The organism is Amycolatopsis albidoflavus, assembly GCF_039525725.1.
In the GTDB taxonomy this organism is placed as follows: domain Bacteria; phylum Actinomycetota; class Actinomycetes; order Mycobacteriales; family Pseudonocardiaceae; genus Amycolatopsis; species Amycolatopsis albidoflava.
Map to the genome: position 1 here is coordinate 80,918 of NZ_BAAAHV010000007.1, position 20,875 is coordinate 101,792.

Sequence of the window (20,875 nt, forward strand, 5' to 3'; positions counted from 1 at the left end):
TTCATCGTCGTTGAGTGCAGTCGGAACCGACGCCGTGCTCCAGATCTGCTCCAGGGAAATTGGTGAGAAACGACGCTGGCCGCTACCTGAGGGGCGAGCACCCTGACTGCCCGTCCCGTGTCGGTGCCTGGTTCAACTGTGGGTCGTGCGTTCTATGGCCGACGATACTGCTTGGCGTTGCTGATCGGTCAGTGTGCAGGATTGCAGAAGGGTTTCGTAGAGGTCTCGTGCCCTGTGTGGATCTTTGTCTTCGATGTACTCGATGGCGTCGAGGCGATGAGTGCCGGTCACCGTGTCGTCTTTGATGAACAGCTTGAGCAGAGTCGGTGTATAGCCTTCTCGTTGATCGTCGGTGAGGATCGTTGTCAGCCATCTAGTCGTCGTGAAGCTGCGGAGCAGGCGGTATGCTAATTTTTGGTCATAATTCGCTAGGTCAAGACAGGCCGCGACCTGATGGTCCACTGGGAGTTGCGTGTTGCTGGCGATGAGGCGGAGCCCGCGTGCTAGGTCTTCATCGGACACCGAGCAAGTGAGTAGCGGTGCCACCTTGAAGTTCCAGTCGGAATACATCGGGCTGTCGAGCGTCTGAAACGTGAGCCACTGGATGGCGGCAGCAACGTGACCGCCGTAGCGGACTAGGCCGGCGATGACGTTTAAACGGTCGTCGTCTTCCATGTCGAGATTGATGCTCAGGGCGAGCCGGCGTTGGATGCCTTTCCCTGGTTCGATGCCGTCGAGCGCAGCTGCAGCCTGCGCCTGGACTTCTGCCGTTTCGGAGCGGTCGTTCGCGATTGCGTTCAAGGCACTGGCTGTTCGCTCGCCGAGTCCGTAATCCCGGAAGTACTTGACGACGACGGCGACAGCACTCGGGTAGGCCTGCACGATGGCTGCGACCGCGGAGTCCATGTCGCTGGTTCTCTCCAGAAGGAGTTCTAGAGTTTGGAGGTTGGCGTCCACGAGCTCCGCGGCGTTGTAGTAGCCGGGCTCTTTAGCGGTGAGCATGTCGACGATGTCCTCCGGAGATGGCTCCGGTAATGCGCGTAGCGCGTAGTGCTCTTCGAATGAGGCGTGGAGGAAGTCCAGTCGGTCGCGGTGCTTGGTCATCAGTCCGGATCGGATCAGAACTTCTTCCACGGTCCGGTGCCAGTCGGCCACGAGGCGGGCGGGTGGAGTGACGCCGTGAGCGGCAGCCGACTTGATGGCCAGATCGAGGAGACTGGCTCCGGGGTTCTTCAAGAGGCGGTGTGAGGCTGCGTCCCCGGCCAGTGTGTGGATCTGGTTCTGCAGGTCGTTGATGACCGGCTCGCCGGACGAGGTCAGACGGGAGACGAGCAGCTCTGTGAACTTGGTGTAGAGCTGGTAGGAGGTTTCCGGGAGCGATTGGCCCGAGTCGCTGTCAGCTAGCGCGCAAACCATCAGAAGAAGCAGGGGGGAGGGGTCCTGTCCGCTCCAATCTAGTAGCGTGTTCAGCGCATATCTGGCTCGTGTGCCGACTTCGGAGGGGCGGTTGCGAAGTTCGAGCCACCGTCCGATATATCGATCCTCGTCGGCCGAGTCGAACGGCCGTATCTCGTAGGAAGTGAATGGGGCAGGGGTCGTATTCGCGCTGCCTGGCCGGCTTGCGATGACGAACTGCATCGCGGACCTGCCGGCTGCGGACTCGGCAGCCCGGATCGCCTCTTGGCGCTGATCGTAGTTGCGTACCTCGTCGAGCCCGTCGATCAGGACCAGCCATCGCCCGGACAAGGGTTCGTGGTCGAAGAAGCCCGTGTCCAGTGGCTGGTGCAGCAGACTGCCGAGTCGCTGTTCGACGCCTTCGCCGATTGCCTGGATTAGGGGCTTTCCCGCAGCGATATCGCGGGTGTGGATCGGTACGGGCATCCAGGGCTGCGGTTCTTTGCCGAGCCATCGGCTGGAGAGGACGGCTCCGATGTGCCGCATCAGGCTCGACTTGCCCGCTCCCGCGGGGCCGGTGACGAACACATGCTCGGATCGCTCAAGTGCTTCCTGCCAGGTGCAGGTCGAGCGGTCAGCTGCCTCAAGCAGTTGCGGCTGGTACAGCTTGTCCAGATCCGGAATCTGATCGACGAATGACCACGGATGCTGGCTGCTCGCTTCCTTGACCGCGGTCAGGTAGTCATGAAACTCAGGGCGATACGAGTCGGGAATCGTCTCCCTTGCCCAGGTTCGCGCTTCGTCGGTCGTGCGGACTGCGGTGGCCAGAGACCGTTGGTCGAGGTTGAGCCTGCGGTAGGCGAGTGCCGCGAAATCCGCCCGAGCCATCGCTTTCGCCAGGCGATTTCCGTCGAAGACTTCCAGCTTGATGTCGTAGTGTGTTTTAGCTTCTTCCTCGAGGCGCTGGATCCGAGTAACCTGCAGGTCGGAAGCGAGGAAGGCGTAGACCGCGACAACGCGCGCATCCGCAGCGACCGCGCGGAGGTCAGCTCGGATCTTCTTGACGAGGTCACCTCCGCCGATGGTGCAGATGCCGACGACCTTGTCCGCGACCGCTATCCCCTTGCCTTCCCAGGTGAGGCGCATGTATGACGCAAAGTCCTGGCCGCCGTCTCCTCCGTCGCCGACCGGGCCTGTGGCAGGCACGAAATGACCGCCCAGGGCCGCGTTGGCGAAGTCGAGGCACAACGCCTCGAACTCATGAAACCCGTTGTTGCGGCGTAATCCTTGCAAGCCGTCATGAATCTGCCGCGCCACCTCAGGGCCCAGCGGCCTGTATCCCCCCCACATTCTCAGGCTATCGACTACTGCACGCTCCGTCGATAGCACTTGCCGCAGGACCGGCCGGACAACTCCTCACCACTGCGGGTTAGGAGCGCGCGGCTGCTGTGGGTTGCTTCCAGGAAGATTCGCGGTAGCGCACGCTGGATGAGTCCTTCATTGCGATGTTCGGCTCGGTGCTGCCGTTGGCGTGTCTGCACCTAGTTCGACGAGCAAGGCGAGAAGGCTGCGTGCTACGGCCGGTGTCAAGTCGGGCGGCTCAGGTGGCAAGAGCACCTTGATCTGCTTGTCGCGGCTGTCATCAGCATGGCTCATCAGTACAGGCCAGCGTTTGCAGCAGCTGGTCGCAAGCTCTCGAATGGCTGAACTCCGAGTCGTTCGTACTGCGCTTCGAGGCGGTCGAGGAGACCTGGGCCTGCCGGCGTGGAACTGTGCTGGCGTGCTCGGTGGCGACGAGGTGCCCACTGGGATTCGTTTCTGACGAGCAGCGGTCGGGCGCAACGACGGCCGGCGGGGCCGAAGGAAGCTGGGCGGCCGAAGCTTCGGCCGCCCAGCTGCGCGGAGTTTCATGCGGCGCCGTGCTGGTCTGTCGAAGCGGCGCTCGACGCTGCGCCGGCGTCCGCTCCGTCCAGGGCGATCAGTGCTTCGTCGAGCAGGCGCTGGATGGCTGCGTTCAGGGTCGCGCATTCGCTGTCGATTTTCGTTGCGGACTTCTGGATGGTGGCGGAGAGCTTTTTGACGGAGTCGATCTTCGCGAGGTGGGTCAGCGCTTCGGTGATCTTGTCCTCGGCGGTGGCGATCTCTTGGACTCCCTTGCGCCCGGACGTCGCGATGGCCGTCGTCCGCAGCAGCATGACGACGGTGCGCAGCAAGTTCGGGTCGTCAGTGGTCGGGTCGAACGCGAGGATGACCCGCTGGGAGCCGAGGACCCGGATGGTCTGGCCGCTGTTCTGTTCGGCGGTGCGGACGAGGCCGAGCGATGCTGCTGCGTCTCGGTTGCGTTCGGCGTCTTCGAGGTAGGCGGTCCATCCGGCTCGGGAAGAGTCGGTCATCTCGATGACGACGCGCACGGTGCCGTCGTTGAGGCTGAGGACGCCGTCGCCCTTTTTGCAGCGGGGGATGTTGCCGGGGGCCGAGCTGGTGTCGCTGTAGTCGTCGCCGAGGCCCGAGGCGATCGTGGCCAGAACGGCATGCAGCTGGTTGGCGTAGGAGTCGCCTTTGATCGGCGTGACCTTCGCCAGGCTGGTCCTGGCTTCCTGGACGCGCAGTGCCGTGGATACTTCGTCGATCTTGCCGGCGAGCTCGGTGTGCTGCTTGCTCAGTTGCTGTGCGAGCTGCTCCTGCCGTGCCGCAAGTTCGGCGGCGTGTTTGGCCATCGGCGAGGTCGGGTCGGATGCGTCGAATTGCTGCGCGGCAGTGGCGAGGAGTTCCGTCGTGCCGGTGGTCAGCTTGGCACCGAGGTCGGTGCTGAACTTATCCAGTAGAGGACGCAGCCGTTCGACGAGTTCAGGGTTGTCGCCGGCGAAGATGCGGCGCACCTCGTCGTGCAGGTCCTTCTTCGCTGCTGACACGGCGGTGGTGAACTCGGTGCGGCTCTGTACGTCGGCTTCGGTGATCGCGGTCTTGGCGTCGCGCGCTGCTTTCGTGACGACGTCGGATGCTTCGCGCACTGCCCGCTGGGTCAGCTCGGCTGCGCGTGCGGTGGAGTCTGCGGTCTTGTCGCCGACGTCCTTGAGCAGCCGTTCGATGGCCTGGGCCTCCTGGGCCTGCCCGGTGACGCTGAGGGCGTGGGCACCGATCCGGATGGCTTCGGTGACGTAGTTGGTGAGGTCTGCGGCGGCGAGTTGGCCGGGGTCCTCGACAAGCGGGCCGCGCTCACCCGTGATCCATCGTTGTGCTTCCCGGGTGACGTCGCGGTCGCTGATGCTCAGCTGTTCGATGATCACGCTGGCGGCGTCGTGATCGAAGTGCGCCGGCCGCGGGATGGGGTGCGTCATTTCAGCTCCTGGGTTCAGGCTGCCGCTAGCCGGCAGCTCGTGGACCCAGCATCCGAGCATTGAATCGGATCTCCGATTCTGAACACTGATAACCACACTTATCAGAACTGGTGTTTCTCGGATTTGCCCCAGGGTGCGTAGTCTTGGAGGCACTCCGGACGGACCGAGGGGTGGTGGACTGTGATGGGTGCGGGACCGGTGCTGACGCTGCAGGACGTTGCTGATCTTGCTCGTGTTCGTCGGCCGGTGGTGAGCATGTGGCGCCGCCGGCCCATGGCGCGGGGCGTGCACCTTCCGTTTCCCGACCCGGTCGAGGTCGTGGGCGGGGTGGAGCGGTTCAGCCGCGACGAGATCGTCGTGTGGCTCGAGCGCACCGGGCGCGGTAACAACCCGGATGCGGGCCTCGATGCACCAGCATTGAGCGTGCCGGAGGCAGTGTCTCTGGAGGAACTCGTCGTGTGGCTCTGTCTGGCGTCCTTGACCGGCGACGAGCTGGCCGCGACGACGACCGAGCAGCGCACCGACAGGGCGCGTGACGTCGACCCCGGCGACCGAATGCTGCTTCGCGAAGTCGCCTCGGCCCGGGCGGTGCCGGCCACGCTGCAGTTTGTCGACGGGCTCCTCGATGCCTCATACGGCCCCGGGGAAGCCCTCGATCGCCTGCACCGGAGCCGGGCAGGCCGGGGCAGCCGCGACCTGACCTCGGACGCGGTAGACCTCGTCCGCACCGTCGCCCAGGCATGCGCTCTTCACCTCGATCCCGAAGGCGTGCCGCTGGTACACGCCGGCAGCGCGACCAGCGCGACCCTTGCCCTCGCCCCGAGCTTCACCCAACTCATCGTGCCGGGCGATACCCCGGACGTGCGGGGTATGCGGCGTCGCGCAGCAATCCGCGGCGTCGAGACGGTCGAGCGGGCGGCGACGCCCCGCGCGCGCTTCCTCTCGGCTGTCGGCGAAACCGTGGACTCCGCCCTCGAGCTGGTCGACGAGGTGGTGCTCGACCTCGACGAGGCGGAGCTCGCCGTCATCGTCGGGCCGGCCGCAGCCCTGTGCGACGAGCTGCACGGCACCCAGGAGCAGTGCAGAGCCCGGACTCTCCGCGCTGAGGGGCTGGCTGTTGCGCTGCGCCTGCCGCGGGGCATGTGGCGCGAAGCGCATCGGCAGGCGCTCGGATTGTGGGTCTGTGCGCCGGGCGGGTTCACCCAGCGGCCGCTGGTCGCCGATCTGGCGGCGTTCGACAGCGCCGAACGGGACCTGGATGACCTCGCCTCGGACGTAACCGCGGCCCTGGCCAGGGTCCGCGGCCGCGCATTCCGGTACCTTCGCCCGCACGACCTGCCCGCGATCCTCAGCTCGCGCGCGACTGTCGTACCCGCCGGCGCGCGGGCGATCCGTCTCGCCACGGCGGACACCGGACGGCACACAGCTGCCATCAACGCCGCGACCTTGGTTACGAGCGAACCGATTCGTCCGTTCGACGTCCTGGCAGAATCCGCCCCTGGGACGATGCTGCTGCGCCGCCGGTCGCTCGGCGAACTCAGCGACCAGGGCCACCTCCGGCTCCTTCGCGGCAGCCGGATACGCAGTGACCACACCGACCCCGCCGGGTCGGTCCCGGTCCTGTCCGCGACCGCTCCGCACGGCCTGCTGCGGCTCGACCCGTTCGATGCGACGCAGCAGTACCCGCGTGCCGCACGCACCAACGCTGGCGACGTCGTGTTCACCGACCGACCGCACCCGGTCGCCATCGTCGACGACACCGGCGGAGCACTGGTGGCCGCCCCGTCGAAAATCCTCCGGATCAGCCCGAAAGCCGGCATCGGCCCTCGAGCGGTCGCTGCGATCATCAACCGGCTTCCGCGCGCGCCCTCGGAGTGGAAGACCTGGAGCGTGCCGATCCTCGGCACCGCTGACGTGGATCGACTCGAAGAGGTCCTCGCGGCCGCGGACGCCCACGAAGCGACGCTTCGACGCCACTTGGACGAAACACGGAACCTCGTCACTGCCATGATCGACGGAGTCGCCGCAGGAGCGGTGACTCTCGCGACGCGGACAACGGAATAGGAAGGACAGGCAGCATGCCTCCCCGCACGAAGAAGGAACCGTCGGCACCGTCGACGATGAAGGATCTGAAGGACACGCTCTGGAAGGCCGCCGACCGGCTCCGCGGCTCGCTGTCCGCGAACCAGTACAAGGACGTCATCCTCGGCCTCGTGTTCCTCAAGTACGTCTCGGACGCCTACGACGAACGCCGCGAAGCCATCCGTACCGATCTGACGGCCGAAGGCTACGACGACGAGCAGATCGCCGACCTTATCGACGACCCCGAGGAATACCAGGGCTACGGCGTGTTCGTGGTGCCGCCTACCGCACAGTGGGACCACCTCGCCCGGTACGCCAAGGGCAAGCCGGCCGAAGGCTCCGAACCTGCCAAGAACATCGGCCAGCTCATCGACGAGGCGATGGACCTCGTCATGAAGACCAACCCGACGCTGCAGGGCACGCTGCCGCGCCTGTACAACAAGGACAACATCGACCAGCGCCGCCTGGGCGAACTGATCGACCTGTTCAACAGCGCCCGGTTCAGCCGCCAGGGCGAGCATCGTGCACGCGACCTCATGGGCGAGGTCTACGAATACTTCCTCGGCAACTTCGCCCGATCAGAAGGAAAGCGGGGCGGCGAGTTCTTCACGCCGCCCAGCGTCGTCCGGGTGATCGTCGAGGTGCTGGAGCCCGCGAGCGGTCGCGTGTACGACCCGTGCTGCGGCTCCGGCGGCATGTTCGTGCAGACCGAGAAGTTCATCTACGAACACAACGGCGACCCGAAGGACATCTCGATCTTCGGGCAGGAGAGCCTGGAAGAGACCTGGCGGATGGCGAAGATGAACCTCGCCATCCACGGAATCGAGAACAAGGGCCTCGGGGCCCGGTGGGGCGACACCTTCGCCCGTGACCAGCACGCGGACCTCCAGATGGACTACGTGATGGCCAACCCGCCATTCAACATCAAATACTGGTCACGGAACACCGAAGACCCACGCTGGAAATTCGGCATCCCTCCGGCTAACAATGCTAACTACGCTTGGATTCAGCACATCCTGTACAAGCTCGCCCCGGGAGGCAGCGCCGGTGTGGTGATGGCGAACGGCTCGATGTCGTCGAACTCCAACGGTGAAGGTGCGATCCGTGCCCAGATCGTCGAGGCCGACCTCGTCTCCTGCATGGTCGCATTGCCGACTCAGTTGTTTCGTAGCACTGGAATTCCAGTCTGCGTCTGGTTCTTCGCAAAGGACAAGGGTACGGGAAAGGGCGGGGCCGTCGACCGGTCCGGCCAAGTGTTGTTCATCGACGCCCGCGAACTCGGCTACATGGTCGACCGCGCAGAGCGCGCATTGTCGAACGAAGACATCGCCAAGATCGCCGACACCTACCACGCCTGGCGCGGTACACGGTCTGCCGCTGTAAAACACCTTGCCTACGAGGACATCCCTGGCTTTTGCAGGTCAGTGGGCAACCCCGACATCAAAGCCGCAGATTATTCCCTGACCCCCGGCCGTTACGTCGGTGCCGCTGAAGTTGAAGACGATGGCGAACCTACCGATGCCAAGATCCAGCGACTCTCCAAGGAGTTACTGACTGCGTTCGACGAATCGGGACGTCTAGAAAGGGTTGTCCGTGACCAGTTGGAGCGAATCGATGGGTGAGTGGCGACAACGCCCGCTCAGGGACCTAGTCAGCCTACAACGCGGCTATGACCTTCCAGCTGAGACGCGAATCACTGGCACTGTGCCAGTTGTGGGGTCAGGCGGCATATCCGGCTGGCATAACGAGGCCCGCGAAGAAGGCCCGGGAGTTGTCGTCGGTCGAGCGGGTGCATCGATTGGTAAACCCACGTTAGTCAAAGGCGCTTATTGGCCCCTTAATACCACGCTCTTCGTCAAAGATTTCAAGGGAAATGACCCGCGCTGGGTGTACTACTTGTTCGAGATCACGGACTTCGCTGGATACAACTCCGGTGGGGCACAGCCGATGTTGAACCGCAACTACATTGCGGATCTGCAGGTGCGGACTCCAGGAATCTCCGAGCAGCGGGCGATCGCTGATTTGCTTGGAGCGCTCGACGACAAGATTTCCGCCAACGATCGAGTGATCGCTAATGCGGAGTCCTTGATGATCGTTCAAGCGGGAAATGCGTCGAGTAGAACGTCGGTTGCCGACCTTGCGGAGCAACATAAGGCGACGCTGAGTCCTGGATATTTCGACGCTAAGGTGGCCCATTTCAGCCTTCCATCTTTCGATGAAGGTAAGATGCCAGAAATTGCTTCGGGAGGCTCAATAAAGAGTAATAAGATATTGATATCTGAGCCGTGCGTCCTAATGTCTAAACTAAATCCGAGAATTCCTCGAATCTGGGATTTGGCGGCGTTGCCTGGTCGAATGTCTCTAGCGTCGACGGAGTTCGTTGCGCTCGTTCCTGGTCGAATTTCGTCCTCACTGCTGTGGGCCACCCTTAGCGAGCCGTCAGTGTCCGTCGATCTTGCGGCGAACGTGGCAGGAACATCGGGCAGTCATCAGCGAGTCAAGCCCGCAGAGTTGCTCGCACTACGAGTAAAGGACCCGCGTGCTCTCGCTCGGGAAGTCCAACAGTCCATCGCCGATCTCGGCGTGCTTTGTCATCTGCGGCGAATGGAGTCCGCTCGCCTGAGGGTAACTCGGAGCCAGCTGCTTCCGTTGCTCATGTCAGGCAAAGTCTGGGTGCGAGAAGCTGAGAAGGTTGTGGAGGGGGTTGTGTGATGGTGGGGCAGCAGGGGTTCAGCGAGGCGGAGTGGGAGAGCGTCGCGCTAGAGACGCTCGCCGAGCAGGAGTGGCAGCCGCTCCCAGGTGTCGAAATCGCGCCAGGTGCCGAAAACGGTCGGGACTCGTGGGACGACATCGTGCTTCCTGGGCGGATGTTCGCCAAGATGCGGGAGTTGAACCCGCAGGTGCCAGCGGAGTACTTGGAGCAGGCGCTCGCAGAGATCATCCAACCGACCTCGCAGGATGCGATCGCCGAGAACTACCGGCTGCACCAGATCTGTACTCAGGGTTACCGCGGGATCAGCTACATCGACGCTGATGGCGTCGAGCAGAACCCGACCATTCGGCTGGTCAGCCACCAGGTCAGCGACAACGAGCTGCTCGCGGTCAATCAGGTCACCGTCCGTACGGCGGAGGTCGAGCGCCGCTTCGATGTCGTGCTCTATCTCAATGGCATGCCGGTCGCGATCTTCGAGCTGAAGCAGGCGGGCGCGGCCAAGGCCGATCTGGACGCGGCGCATGCCCAGTTGGCGACCTACCTGCGTGAGTTCCCGATGGCGTTTCGGTTCACTGTGGTGACCGTGATCAGCGACGGGATCACCGCCCGCTACGGTACGCCGTTCACGCCGTTAAACCACTACTCGCCGTGGAATGTCGATGACGACGGCAAGCCGGTAAAGCTTGGCGAGCCGCTCGACGACGTGCATCTGGGCACCGAGCTGGAGTTCCTGATCGAAGGCGTGTTCAATCCGGAGCGGTTCCTGCAGCTGCAGCGGAACTTCACCGCGTTCGACGGCGGAGCCGACGGTTACGCGAAGCGGATCGCCAAGCCGCATCAGTACTTCGCAGTGACCAAAGCGGTAGGCTCGACCGTGGCCGCGGTGGAGAGCAACGGCAAGGCCGGCGTCGTGTGGCATACCCAGGGGTCGGGCAAGTCGATGGAGATGGAGCTGTACGCCCACCTTGTTGCCACGCAGCCCAAATTGAAGAACCCGACCATCATCGTAGTGACCGACCGCAAGGAGCTTGACGGTCAGCTGTACGAGTCCTTCAACCGCTCCCGTCTGCTGAGCGAGTCTCCGATCAAGGTCACGACTCGTGCGCAACTGCGCGACGAGCTGGCCAACCGCGCAACGGGCGGCATCTACTTCACAACACTGCAGAAGTTCGGGCTCAGCAAAGCCGAAAAGGACGCCGGCCTGGAGCATCCGCTGCTCTCGGGCCGTCGCAACATCATCGTCATCGCCGACGAGGCCCACCGCAGCCACTACGACGACCTCGACGGCTACGCCCGCCATCTCAAGGACGCCCTGCCCAACGCTGCACTGATCGCGTTCACCGGCACGCCGATCTCCTTCGAGGACCGCAACACACGGGAAGTGTTCGGCGACTACATCGACATCTACGACCTGACCCGCGCGGTCGACGACGGTGCCACCGTTCCGGTCTACTTCGAGCCCCGGCTCGTCAAGGTCAAGCTGATCGATGACGTCACCGAGGACGACCTCGACAAGGCCGCGGACGAGGCGACGCTCGGGCTCGACGAGGCCGAGCGCGCGAAGATCGAGAAGTCCGTTGCGGTGGTCAACGCCGTGTACGGGGCACCTGCGCGTCTGGAGGCGTTGGCGGCAGACATCGTCGCGCATTGGGAGACGCGGTCCGAGGAGATGCGCAAGTTCATCGGTTCTCCCGGCAAGGCGTTCATCGTCGGAGCGACACGTGAAATCTGCGCCAACCTGTACGACGAGATCGTCAAGATCAAGCCCGAGTGGCACCATGACGCGGTCGACAAGGGCGTGATCAAGGTCGTCTACTCCGGTACCGCCCAGGACGTCCTACCGGTGGCCCGGCACGTTCGCCGCGACGGGCAGAACAAGGTCATCCAGAAGCGGCTCCGCGACGCCGAGGACGAGCTTCAGATCGTCCTGGTCAAAGACATGATGCTGACCGGCTTCGACGCGCCCCCGCTGCACACCCTCTACCTCGACCGTCCGCTCAAAGGCGCTCTGCTGATGCAGACGTTGGCGCGAGTGAACCGCACGTTCCGTGGCAAGCCGGACGGATTGCTCGTCGCCTACGCGCCTTTGGCGGACAACCTGAACAGGGCGCTCGCCGAGTACACCGACACTGACCGGGCCCAGAAGCCGGTCGGCAAGAACATCGACGAGGCTGTCGCGCTCACCACCACGCTCATCGCGTCGTTGGACCAGCTGTGCGCTGCCTACCCGTGGCGGAGCAAGCTTGACGGCGGGCCGAAGAGCTGGGTGCGGGCGGCCTACGGCCTCACGAACTACCTTCGTTCCCCTGGTACTCCGGGCAACCGGCCTCCGGAGGGCGAGGAGCCGCTCGGTGATCGGTTCCGCCAGCTGGCGAACCAGCTGGCTCGGGCGTGGGCGTTGTGCGCCGGTAACCAGACCCTCGATCATCTTCGCGTTACCGCGAAGTTCTACGAAGAAGTCCGCGTCTGGATGGGCAAGTTCGATGCCTCGGAGCGACAGGCCGAGGGCAAGCCCGTGCCGGAAGAGATCGAGCGAATGCTTTCCACGCTGGTCGCGACGTCCACGGCATCCGGCGAGATCGTCGACATCTACGAAGCCGCGGGCATGCCCAAGCCCTCGTTGTCCGACCTGGGGCCGGAATTCCAGCTCAAGGCCCAGTCGGCCTCGAACCCGCACCTGGCGATCGAGGCGCTGCGCGCGCTGCTGGTCGAGGAATCGGATCATGTCACCCAGCACAACCTCGTCCGCCAGCGTGCGTTCTCCGAGCGAATCGCCGAGCTGATGCGCAAGTACACCAACCAGCAGCTCACCTCTGCAGAAGTCATCGCCGAGCTGATCGAGCTGGCCAAGGAAGTCGCCGAGGAGGGCAACCGCGGGCAGTTCTTCACTCCGCCGCTGTCCCACGACGAGCTCGCGTTCTACGACGCCGTCAGCACCAACGAATCGGCCGTCGAGATGCAAGGCGACGATGTGCTCGCCCAGATCGCGCGCGAGTTGGTGGCAGTCATGCGACGCGACGTCAAGACCGACTGGACTGTCCGAGACGACGTGCGCGCCAAACTGCGATCGTCCATCAAACGGCTGCTCGTAAAATACAAGTACCCTCCGGACAAACAACCCGAGGCCATCCGGCTCGTCATCGAGCAGATGGAGGCGATGGCACCTCGCTATGTCACCGACGACAAGTGAGCATAGTGCGTACTGAGCGGACTACGGCAGGCGGCTTCTGGGGTCATTGCGCGCATCTAATGCTGAGTCGGCAGTGGATGCACGGATAGCGGTCTTAGTTCGCGAGAGTGTGCGGACCTGGACGAACTCAGCGGCCCGGGTTTGACCGACCGCAGCGAGCACAGACGGCGCTACAAAAGGAGAACTTGAGTGCGAGGAAGGCATGCCGTAGCCGCAGTGGCGTGCGCTAGATGACGTCGCGTCGCAGCCGGTGGGCGCTTCACGCGGCTCTGGCTTGTCTGTTCAGAGATCCGGGCGACGTTGTCGTCGGAGACGTTCAACAAAGATGCGAGCCGGTGCTCGACGCTATATTCGCGCCTTTGTCGTTCGCATCCGTCTGTTAGATGGGAAGGTCAGGCTAAGACCACTTCGACGCTGGTGTCACTTCTCCAATTGCCGGGGGAGGCTTGTCGGCCCTCCTAGCCGTCATGGGTTGACTTCCCGGTTGTCCGGGCGCATGACGGAACGGGGCGTTGTCGCGTGTCGGGAGGTTGTCATGGCGTGGGTGGAGCAGTCCGGGCGGTGTTCGTGGCGGGTTCGTTATCGCCGGGCGGGCGGCGGTGTTGGTTCGGTGCCGGGGTTCGCGACGCGGAGGGCGGCCGCTGGGTATGCCGGGGACATGGAGTCTGATCAGCGTCGCAAGGTGTGGGTCGATCCCGCAGATGGCCGTGTGTTGTTTGAGGATTGGGTGCGGCGGTGGTTGCCGGTGCAGGATCTGGATCCGCGGACGGTGGACAACTACGACAGTTACTTGCGGTGTCATCTGCTGGCGCGTTTCGGGGCGACGCCGATCGGTGAGATCACCGCGCTTCAGGTCGATGAGTGGAAGACGGCGGCGGCTGAGGCCGGTTACGCGGCGGCGACGGTGGCGAGCTGGGCGAAGCTGTTGTCGATGATCTTGGCTGATGCGGTGGACGAGCGGTTGATCGCGGTGAATCCTGTGCGGCAGCGCCGTCGCCGCGGCCGCCGGTGCCGGACTCTGGTGCGGGAGCGGGTGTGGGCGACGCCGGAGCAAGTGCTGCGGATCGCCGACCAGGCCGCCGCTCTGGGCGGCGACATCGCGCGGCTGCTGATCATCACCGCGGCGTGGACGGGCTGCCGGTGGGGCGAGCTCGCCGCGCTGCACCGCGACAACCTCGACCTCGACACGGGGCATCTCGTCGTGGACCCGGAGCAGGGGTCATTGCACGAGAGCCGGGGCCGACGATGGCTGGGGCCGCCCAAGACGCCGTCCTCGGCGCGGCGGATCGCGTTGCCGCCGTTCCTGGTCCGGTTGCTGCGCCGGCACCTGGACAGCCATCCGTTCGAGTTCATGTTCACCACCTCGCGCGGGACCTGGCTGTGGCGCTCCACCTTCGACCGTCGTGTCCTGCGGCCCGCGATCGACGGCTGCCACCGGCCCGGGATCCGCGCCTACTCGGTGTGCCCAGGACTGACGTTCCACGGACTGCGGCACAGCCACAAGACGTGGCTGATCGCGGGCGGGGCTCCGGAGATCGCGCAAGCACGGCGGCTGGGACACCATCTGCCCGACCGGGTCGTGGAGACGTATTCGCACGTGGCGCGTGAAGTGGAAACCCGGTTGCTGGCCGACCTGCAGCGCCGCTGGCGCAAAGCCGTCCGCAGCCCGCGTCCCGCCCGGCCCACGCAACAGAAAAGGGCGGCGGCGAAATCTCGTCCTCCCATTCCGCCGTCCCGGAAACCCCGGCAGCGGCCGAATCCGCCTGCCCTTATTCCCGATGGAAAGAGGGACAACTCCCGCCTTGCCCGGCAGGGAAGAGGAAACGGCGCTGCCCGCAAGCGCGTGCCCTGGAGCAGCACGCCCCAGAAACTCCCCACCTGGGACACCCCGCAACAGCTCGACCCGATCACGCGAGATCAACCCGCGAACACGAGAAAACCCCTCCGACCAGCGCCAACCGCGTGATCAAAGGGGTTCATCGAACCTGTGGAGCTAAGGGGACTCGAACCCCTGACCCCCTCACTGCCAGTGAGGTGCGCTACCAGCTGCGCCATAGCCCCGAAGCAGAGGTGAACTCCGCATCTCGTATGGACATACAGTACACCCCGCCTTGAAGGCCTTCGGCAGGGGGTCGGTTACGTGCCGCAAGTGCACTCGAAGGCTGCGCCAAGCTGGCCGAGCCGGTGTCATTGCCGCCCTCTCCTAGCGTATTAGTGCAGGTCGCCTGCCCTTCCTGACTTTTCTTCAGGTTTGCGTTGAGCGTACGTGTGCCCGCGGTTACATTCCTCCGCAGTCGCGACGTCAAGCCACCTCCTGCCCTACGGCGGACCGCATCCCCGGCTGAGGTCGCCCGACGATCCCGTCTCGGCAAGGAGGTGGCGATGGGTCCCGCATCACGGAGAGTGGCACCTCTGGCGCAGACACCTCCGAACCCAGCTGGCTACCTCCCCGGGCGGAACAGTCGAGCGCTGCCCCGCCAACCCCTTGCCGCAAACGCTGAAGCGTGGCCCGGTCCAGCCACGGCGGTGAACGCTCAGCGAGCCGCAGCTCAGCCGTCCGGCAGGTCCGCGCCGCTGGCCCGCGCGTACATCGGCACCGGAACAAACGCGCACGATTGGCACTTTCACCTCACCCGTGAGGGCGATGCGGAGACGACCACCCGTCGCTCCCAGCTTCCTGTTCCGGAGGACAAAAACGCTCTGCGAACGTGCCGCGCCGCAGTCCCGCCGCGATTGCCGTTCCCCGAGGTCGACCTGCGATGGCCAGCGCATCCGGCTGCGCCGGTTGTCGATCTTGACTCCGGCGGAGACCGTGAACCGCACCCGGCCGGACCGGCCGCCGACCACGAGAAGCCGCAGCAGCACGGCAGTCATGGCGCCGCCAACCGGTCGTTCACACTGATCTCCGTGGGTGGCACTCCTTCTCCGCCGCCGGGACAAGTGGACCTGGGGCCGAACGTCGTCGTTTTCGATCCGTCGATGCCGAGCGCGAGCATCCAGCGCAAGCTGGACGCGATCTTCGCGGAGCAGGAGAAGAACCAGTTCGGTTGCGAGCGCTACGCGGTGCTGTTCAAGCCGGGCACGTACTCCAACGACGTGAACGTCGGCTTCTACACCCAAATCCTCGGACTGGGCAGCACTCCAGACGCCGTGACGATCAACGGTGCGGTGCACGTCGAGGCGGACTGGTTCCCCCCGAACAACGCGACCCAGAACTTCTGGCGCGGCGCGGAAAACCTGTCAGTGAACCCCGTCGGGGGCGCGGATCAGTGGGCCGTCTCGCAGGCGAGCCCGTATCGGCGGATGCACGTCCGCGGCGACCTCCGCCTCGACCACGGAGGCGGCTGGTCGAGCGGTGGCTGGATCTCGGACACGAAGATCGACGGCCAGATCCGTTCCGGGTCGCAACAGCAATGGATCTCGCGCGATTCGCGGTTCGGCAGCTGGAACGGGTCCACTTGGAACATGGTGTTCGTCGGAGTGGACGGCGCACCCACCGGCACCTTCCCGGACCCGCCCTACACGACGGTCGACCAGACCCCGGTCGTGCGCGAAAAGCCGTGCCTGCAGGTCGACGAGTCCGGGCACTACCGGGTGTTCGTGCCCGCGCTGCGGACCAACACCTCCGGGGTCACCTGGGAACACGGCGGCGCGCCGGGCGTTTCGTTGCCGATCGACCAGTTCTTCATCGTGAAGCCCGGCGCTGCCGCGGCCGAAATGAACGCGGCGCTGACGTCGGGCAAGAACCTGCTGATCACTCCAGGCGTCTACCACCTTGACCAGCCGCTGCACGTGACCCGCCCGGACAGCGTCATCCTCGGCCTCGGCATCGCGACCTTGGTGCCGGACGGCGGGATCACCGCGATCAAGGTCGACGATGTGGACGGGGTAAAGATCGCCGGCCTGCTGATCGACGCGGGGACAACCTCGTCGGCCATGCTCATGGAGGTCGGCGACCCCGCGTCGGACGCCGACCATTCGGCGAACCCGACGTCGCTGCACGACGTGTTCTTCCGCATCGGCGGTGCCGCCGCTGGAAAAGCGCGCACCAGCCTGGTCGTCAACAGCAACGACGTGATCGGCGACCACCTCTGGCTCTGGCGGGCCGACCACGGAGCCGACGACAGCCACGTCGGCTGGAACTCCAACACAGCCGACACCGGCCTGGTCGTGAACGGCGACGACGTGACCGTCTACGGGCTGTTCGTCGAGCACTTTCAGAAGACCCAGGTGGCCTGGAACGGAAACGGCGGGCGCACCTACTTCTTCCAGAACGAGATGCCCTACGACGTCCCCGACCAGGCCAGCTGGATGAACGGCGAGGCGGAGGGCTACCCCGCCTACCAGGTCGCCCCGGACGTGACCAGCCACGAAGCCTGGGGCCTGGGCAGCTACTGCTTCTTCAGCACGAACCCGTCGGTGGCCTGCTCGCGCGCTTTCGCCGTCCCGGCCGCCCCGGACGTGCGATTCCACGACATGGTGACGGTTTCGCTCAACCAGCAGGGAACGATCACTCACGTGATCAACGACAACGGCGAGACCACTCCGGCGGGCACGAAACCGGCGAACTTGGTGCGCTATCCGTAGCCACCACCTGGACAACCGGTGCCCGTCGCGGTGGCGGCCGCGGCGGGCGCCGGTCCCTGGTTCTGTTGCTTGCCCCGACGGACGACGGGACACCGTAGGCTGTGCCGTGTGAGCCAGCCGATCCTGATGACCGTCGACGACGACCCCGCCGTTTCGCGGTCTGTGGCGCGCGACCTGCGTCGCCGCTACGGCAAGGACTACCGCGTCATCCGCGCCGACTCGGGTGCCGACGCCCTCGACGCCCTTCGCGAGATCAAGCTGCGCGGCGACGCCGTCGCGGCGATCCTCGCCGACTACCGCATGCCGCACATGGACGGCATCGTCTTCCTGGAGAAGGCGATGGACCTCTTCCCCAACGCCCGGCGCGCGCTCCTGACGGCCTACGCCGACACCGACGCCGCGATCCAGGCGATCAACGTGGTCGACGTCGACCACTACCTGCTCAAGCCCTGGGACCCGCCCGAGGAGAAGCTGTACCCGGTCATCGACTCTCTCGTCGAGACCTGGCTCGCGGTCGGCGATCGTCCGGTCGAGGAGACGAAGCTGATCGGGCACCGGTACTCGGCTCCGTCGTTCCGGATGCGCGACTTCCTCGCTCGCAACGCCGTGCCGTACCGGTGGTACTCGGTCGACGACGATGAAGCCGGCCGCATCCTCCAGGCCGCCGGCGCGTGCGAGACCGACATCCCGGTCGTGGTGACGCCGGACGGCACGGTGCTGAAACAGCCGTCGGGAAGCGAGATCGCCGATGCGGTGGGCCTTTCTACCCAGCCCGCACAGGACTTTTACGACCTGGTGGTGATCGGCGGCGGTCCGGCCGGACTCGGAGCCGCGGTCTACGGAGCCTCCGAGGGGCTGCGCACCGTGCTCGTCGAGCGCAAAGCTACCGGCGGCCAGGCCGGAACCAGCTCCCGGATCGAGAACTACCTCGGCTTCCCGGACGGCGTGTCCGGCGCACAGCTGACGGATCGAGCCCGCCGCCAAGCGCAGAAGTTTGGTGCCGAGGTGCTCACGGCTCGCGATGTCGTTGGCCTGGAAGCACGCGGATCGAGCCGGGTCGTGACCTTCGGCGACGGATCCGAGATCGCCGCGCACTCCGTGATCCTGTCCAGCGGCGTCAATTACCGCGCGCTGGAAGCCGAAGGAATCGAGGAGCTGACCGGCCGGGGCGTCTACTACGGCTCCGCCGCGACGGAAGCGCCTGAGTGCTCGAACGACCACGTGTACATCGTCGGCGGCGCGAACTCCGCTGGACAGGCCGCGGTGTTCTTCGCGCAGCACGCCACTGACGTGACGCTGCTGGTCCGCGGCGCGTCGCTGGAGTCGTCGATGTCGCACTACCTCATCGAGCAGCTCGCGGCCATCGAGAACGTCCACGTCCGCACGCACACCACAGTGGTCAAAGCTCACGGGGACGATCACCTCGAGTCCATCACGGTCTGCAAAGACGGCGTGACCGAGAAACTGGACACGGAACACCTCTTCATCTTCATCGGTGCCGCTCCGCGCACGGAGTGGCTGGGGAAAGGCGTCCTGCGGGACGCCCATGGATTCGTCCGGACCGGCCCGGATCTCGTGGAAGACGGACGCAGGCCGCCGGGATGGACGCTGGACCGCGATCCGCATTACCTGGAGTCGTCAGTGCCCGGCGTGTTCGTGGCCGGAGACGTGCGCTCGCAGTCGGTGAAACGCGTGGCGTCCGCCGTCGGCGAGGGCGCCATGGCCGTGACCCTGGTCCACCGATACTTGGAGGAACAGTGACTCAGCCCGCCTTGCCGCGCGAGGAACTGCGCGGCCTGTTCTTGTTCGAACATCTCTCGGACGCGCAGCTCGACTGGATCGAGCAGAACGCGGTGCGCGAGGAGTTCAAGGCTGATTCCGTGGTGATCCGCGAGGGCGATCCGGCCACCTGCTTCTACGTCCTGCTCAACGGCGCGCTGCGGATGACCCGCGTCGTGGCCGGTGCCGAGGTCGAGATGAAGCGATCCGATCAGCGGGGTTCCTATTGCGGTGCAACGCAATTCCTGGCCTACCAGGATAGTGAAGCCACCTACGGCGCGACGATCTACGCAGTCAGCGACCTGACCTTCCTCACACTTCCCGCCGCTGAGTTCGCCGTCGAATTCCGGCAATGGTTCCCCATGGCGGCGCATCTGCTGGAGGGGATGTACCTCGGCTGGCGCAACACCGACGCGCTGGTGTCGTCGCGGCGCAGGCTCGTCGCCCTCGGCGAACTGTCCGCGGGGCTCATGCACGAGCTCAACAACCCGGCCGCGGCCGCGGTACGGGCGACCGCCGCCCTGCGCGAGCGGGTCGCCGGCATGCGGCACAAGCTGGCGATCCTGGCGAAGAAAGACATCGATCCGGATCTGCTCGAGCTGCTGCTCGACGTCCAGGAACGCTTGGTGAAGCAGGTCGGCGACGCGCCTAAGCTCACCGCGATGCAGCAGGCCGACCGCGAGGACGAGATCGGCGATTGGTTCGACGACCACGGCATCGACCAGGGTTGGGACCTCGCGAGCATCTTCGTCGCGGCCGGGTTGACCCCGAAGAACCTCGACCACGTTCTCGAATCGGTGGGCGAAGGGTTGCTCGACGGCGCGATCCGCTGGCTCGCGTACGCACTCGAAACCGAGATGCTGATGGGCGAGATCGAAGACTCGACCAGCCGGGTTTCCACGCTCGTGGGCGCGGCGAAGCAGTACTCGCAGATGGATCGCGCGCCGCACCAGTTCATCGACGTCCACGAAGGACTCGACTCCACGCTGGTGATGATGTCGGGCAAACTCGGCGAAGGCATCCGCGTGGTCAAGGAATACGACTGCTTGATCGACCGGATTCCCGCCTACGCCGCCGAACTGAACCAGGTGTGGACCAACATCATCGACAACGCCGTGGGTGCCATGGGCGGCGAGGGAACGCTGACCTTGCGCACCTGGCAGGTCGGCAAGCAGGTGCGCGTCGAGATCGGCGACACCGGGCCGGGAATCCCGGAAGAGGTGCGCCAGCGTATCTTCGAGCCGTTCTTCACCACCAAAGGCGTGGGCGAAGGCACCGGCCTCGGGCTGGACATCTCGTGGCGGATCGTCGTGGAACGGCATTCGGGCGACATCAAAGTGACGTCGGAACCGGGCGACACCCGGTTCGAGGTCTGCCTTCCGGTGGAGGAACAAGCGTCGCTCTGAACGCGCGCTTGCCGTCGGGGACCCGGCATGGGGCCGGGTTCTTCGGCTTCTTCGGAGCAGTTCTGCGGTGACGGTCATCGGTGGCATCCCCTCGGAGCGATTGACGGCTCGATTCCGAGGCTAGCCGACCGCACCGACAGAATTTCGGGCTGTTTTCGAGTTTCCCTTGTGTGCCAAAGGTTTTCGATCTATCCCCGATCGAGTGATGATTCCGAACGGATGTTCGAGCACTCTGGATCACGGCGGTACGGCATCCATTGCTCGGGCCCAGACGGGGCTCGGTGGACGCCGCTGCCGGTTCAGGGGAGGGACCGTGATCCGAATCCGGGAAGTGTCAGTGTCATTGCCGCTGTCGTTAGCCAGGTCAGCATGTCCGGCAAGGGAA

General features: G+C 65.0%; 10 protein-coding genes and 1 tRNA gene. 8 read left to right on the forward strand and 3 right to left on the reverse strand.

All coding sequences use genetic code 11. From position 1 onward, the window contains the following. Positions 1-132: 132 nt before the first annotated feature. The gene (locus tag ABD156_RS09760; RefSeq protein WP_344269471.1) at positions 133-2,712 is read right to left on the reverse strand and encodes an NACHT domain-containing protein; all 2,580 of its coding nucleotides are present in this window, start codon (positions 2,710-2,712) and stop codon (positions 133-135) included. A 590-nt stretch (positions 2,713-3,302) separates the two neighbouring features. After that, positions 3,303-4,886: a Fis family transcriptional regulator gene (locus ABD156_RS09765; RefSeq protein ID WP_344269474.1), complete on the reverse strand. Its 1,584-nt coding sequence runs from the start codon at positions 4,884-4,886 to the stop codon at positions 3,303-3,305. Between the two features lie 30 nt (positions 4,887-4,916). On the opposite strand from ABD156_RS09765, the gene ABD156_RS09770 reads away from it, so the two are divergent. The 5 genes from ABD156_RS09770 (at position 4,917) to ABD156_RS09790 (ending at position 14,684) form a co-directional block, all read left to right on the forward strand. Beyond that, positions 4,917-6,797 (forward strand): hypothetical protein, encoded by a 1,881-nt coding sequence (locus tag ABD156_RS09770; RefSeq protein ID WP_344269477.1) that lies wholly within the window; start codon positions 4,917-4,919, stop codon positions 6,795-6,797. 14 nt (positions 6,798-6,811) lie between these two features. Then, positions 6,812-8,437: a class I SAM-dependent DNA methyltransferase gene (locus ABD156_RS09775; protein ID WP_344269480.1), complete on the forward strand. Its 1,626-nt coding sequence runs from the start codon at positions 6,812-6,814 to the stop codon at positions 8,435-8,437. Next, positions 8,409-9,527, forward strand: a complete 1,119-nt coding sequence (locus ABD156_RS09780; protein ID WP_344269483.1) for a restriction endonuclease subunit S — start codon at positions 8,409-8,411, stop codon at positions 9,525-9,527. The genes ABD156_RS09775 and ABD156_RS09780 overlap by 29 nt, the downstream gene beginning before the upstream one ends. Further along, the gene (locus ABD156_RS09785; RefSeq protein ID WP_344269486.1) at positions 9,527-12,718 is read left to right on the forward strand and encodes a type I restriction endonuclease subunit R; all 3,192 of its coding nucleotides are present in this window, start codon (positions 9,527-9,529) and stop codon (positions 12,716-12,718) included. The genes ABD156_RS09780 and ABD156_RS09785 overlap by 1 nt, the downstream gene beginning before the upstream one ends. A 658-nt stretch (positions 12,719-13,376) precedes the next feature. Beyond that, positions 13,377-14,684 (forward strand): tyrosine-type recombinase/integrase, encoded by a 1,308-nt coding sequence (locus ABD156_RS09790; protein WP_344269793.1) that lies wholly within the window; start codon positions 13,377-13,379, stop codon positions 14,682-14,684. A gap of 22 nt (positions 14,685-14,706) precedes the next feature. Here ABD156_RS09790 and ABD156_RS09795 read toward each other — a convergent pair. Further along, a tRNA-Ala gene (locus ABD156_RS09795) sits at positions 14,707-14,779 on the reverse strand. A gap of 918 nt (positions 14,780-15,697) precedes the next feature. Here ABD156_RS09795 and ABD156_RS09800 point away from each other — a divergent pair. From ABD156_RS09800 to ABD156_RS09810, 3 genes are all read left to right on the forward strand, one after another. Beyond that, positions 15,698-17,305 (forward strand): coagulation factor 5/8 type domain-containing protein, encoded by a 1,608-nt coding sequence (locus tag ABD156_RS09800; RefSeq protein ID WP_344269796.1) that lies wholly within the window; start codon positions 15,698-15,700, stop codon positions 17,303-17,305. A 108-nt stretch (positions 17,306-17,413) separates the two neighbouring features. Then, positions 17,414-19,066: an NAD(P)/FAD-dependent oxidoreductase gene (locus ABD156_RS09805; RefSeq protein WP_344269489.1), complete on the forward strand. Its 1,653-nt coding sequence runs from the start codon at positions 17,414-17,416 to the stop codon at positions 19,064-19,066. Further along, positions 19,063-20,490: an ATP-binding protein gene (locus ABD156_RS09810; RefSeq protein ID WP_344269492.1), complete on the forward strand. Its 1,428-nt coding sequence runs from the start codon at positions 19,063-19,065 to the stop codon at positions 20,488-20,490. The genes ABD156_RS09805 and ABD156_RS09810 overlap by 4 nt, the downstream gene beginning before the upstream one ends. Positions 20,491-20,875 lie beyond the last annotated feature (385 nt).

What these genes read in the sequence shown, in the direction of transcription:
- ABD156_RS09775 (WP_344269480.1), top strand. Translation starts at nt 6,812, where the DNA reads ATGCCTCCCCGCACGAAGAAGGAACCGTCGGCACCGTCGACGATGAAG.
- ABD156_RS09800 (WP_344269796.1), top strand. Translation starts at nt 15,698, where the DNA reads ATGCCGAGCGCGAGCATCCAGCGCAAGCTGGACGCGATCTTCGCGGAG.
- ABD156_RS09770 (WP_344269477.1), top strand. Translation starts at nt 4,917, where the DNA reads ATGGGTGCGGGACCGGTGCTGACGCTGCAGGACGTTGCTGATCTTGCT.
- ABD156_RS09790 (WP_344269793.1), top strand. Translation starts at nt 13,377, where the DNA reads ATGGAGTCTGATCAGCGTCGCAAGGTGTGGGTCGATCCCGCAGATGGC.
- ABD156_RS09785 (WP_344269486.1), top strand. Translation starts at nt 9,527, where the DNA reads ATGGTGGGGCAGCAGGGGTTCAGCGAGGCGGAGTGGGAGAGCGTCGCG.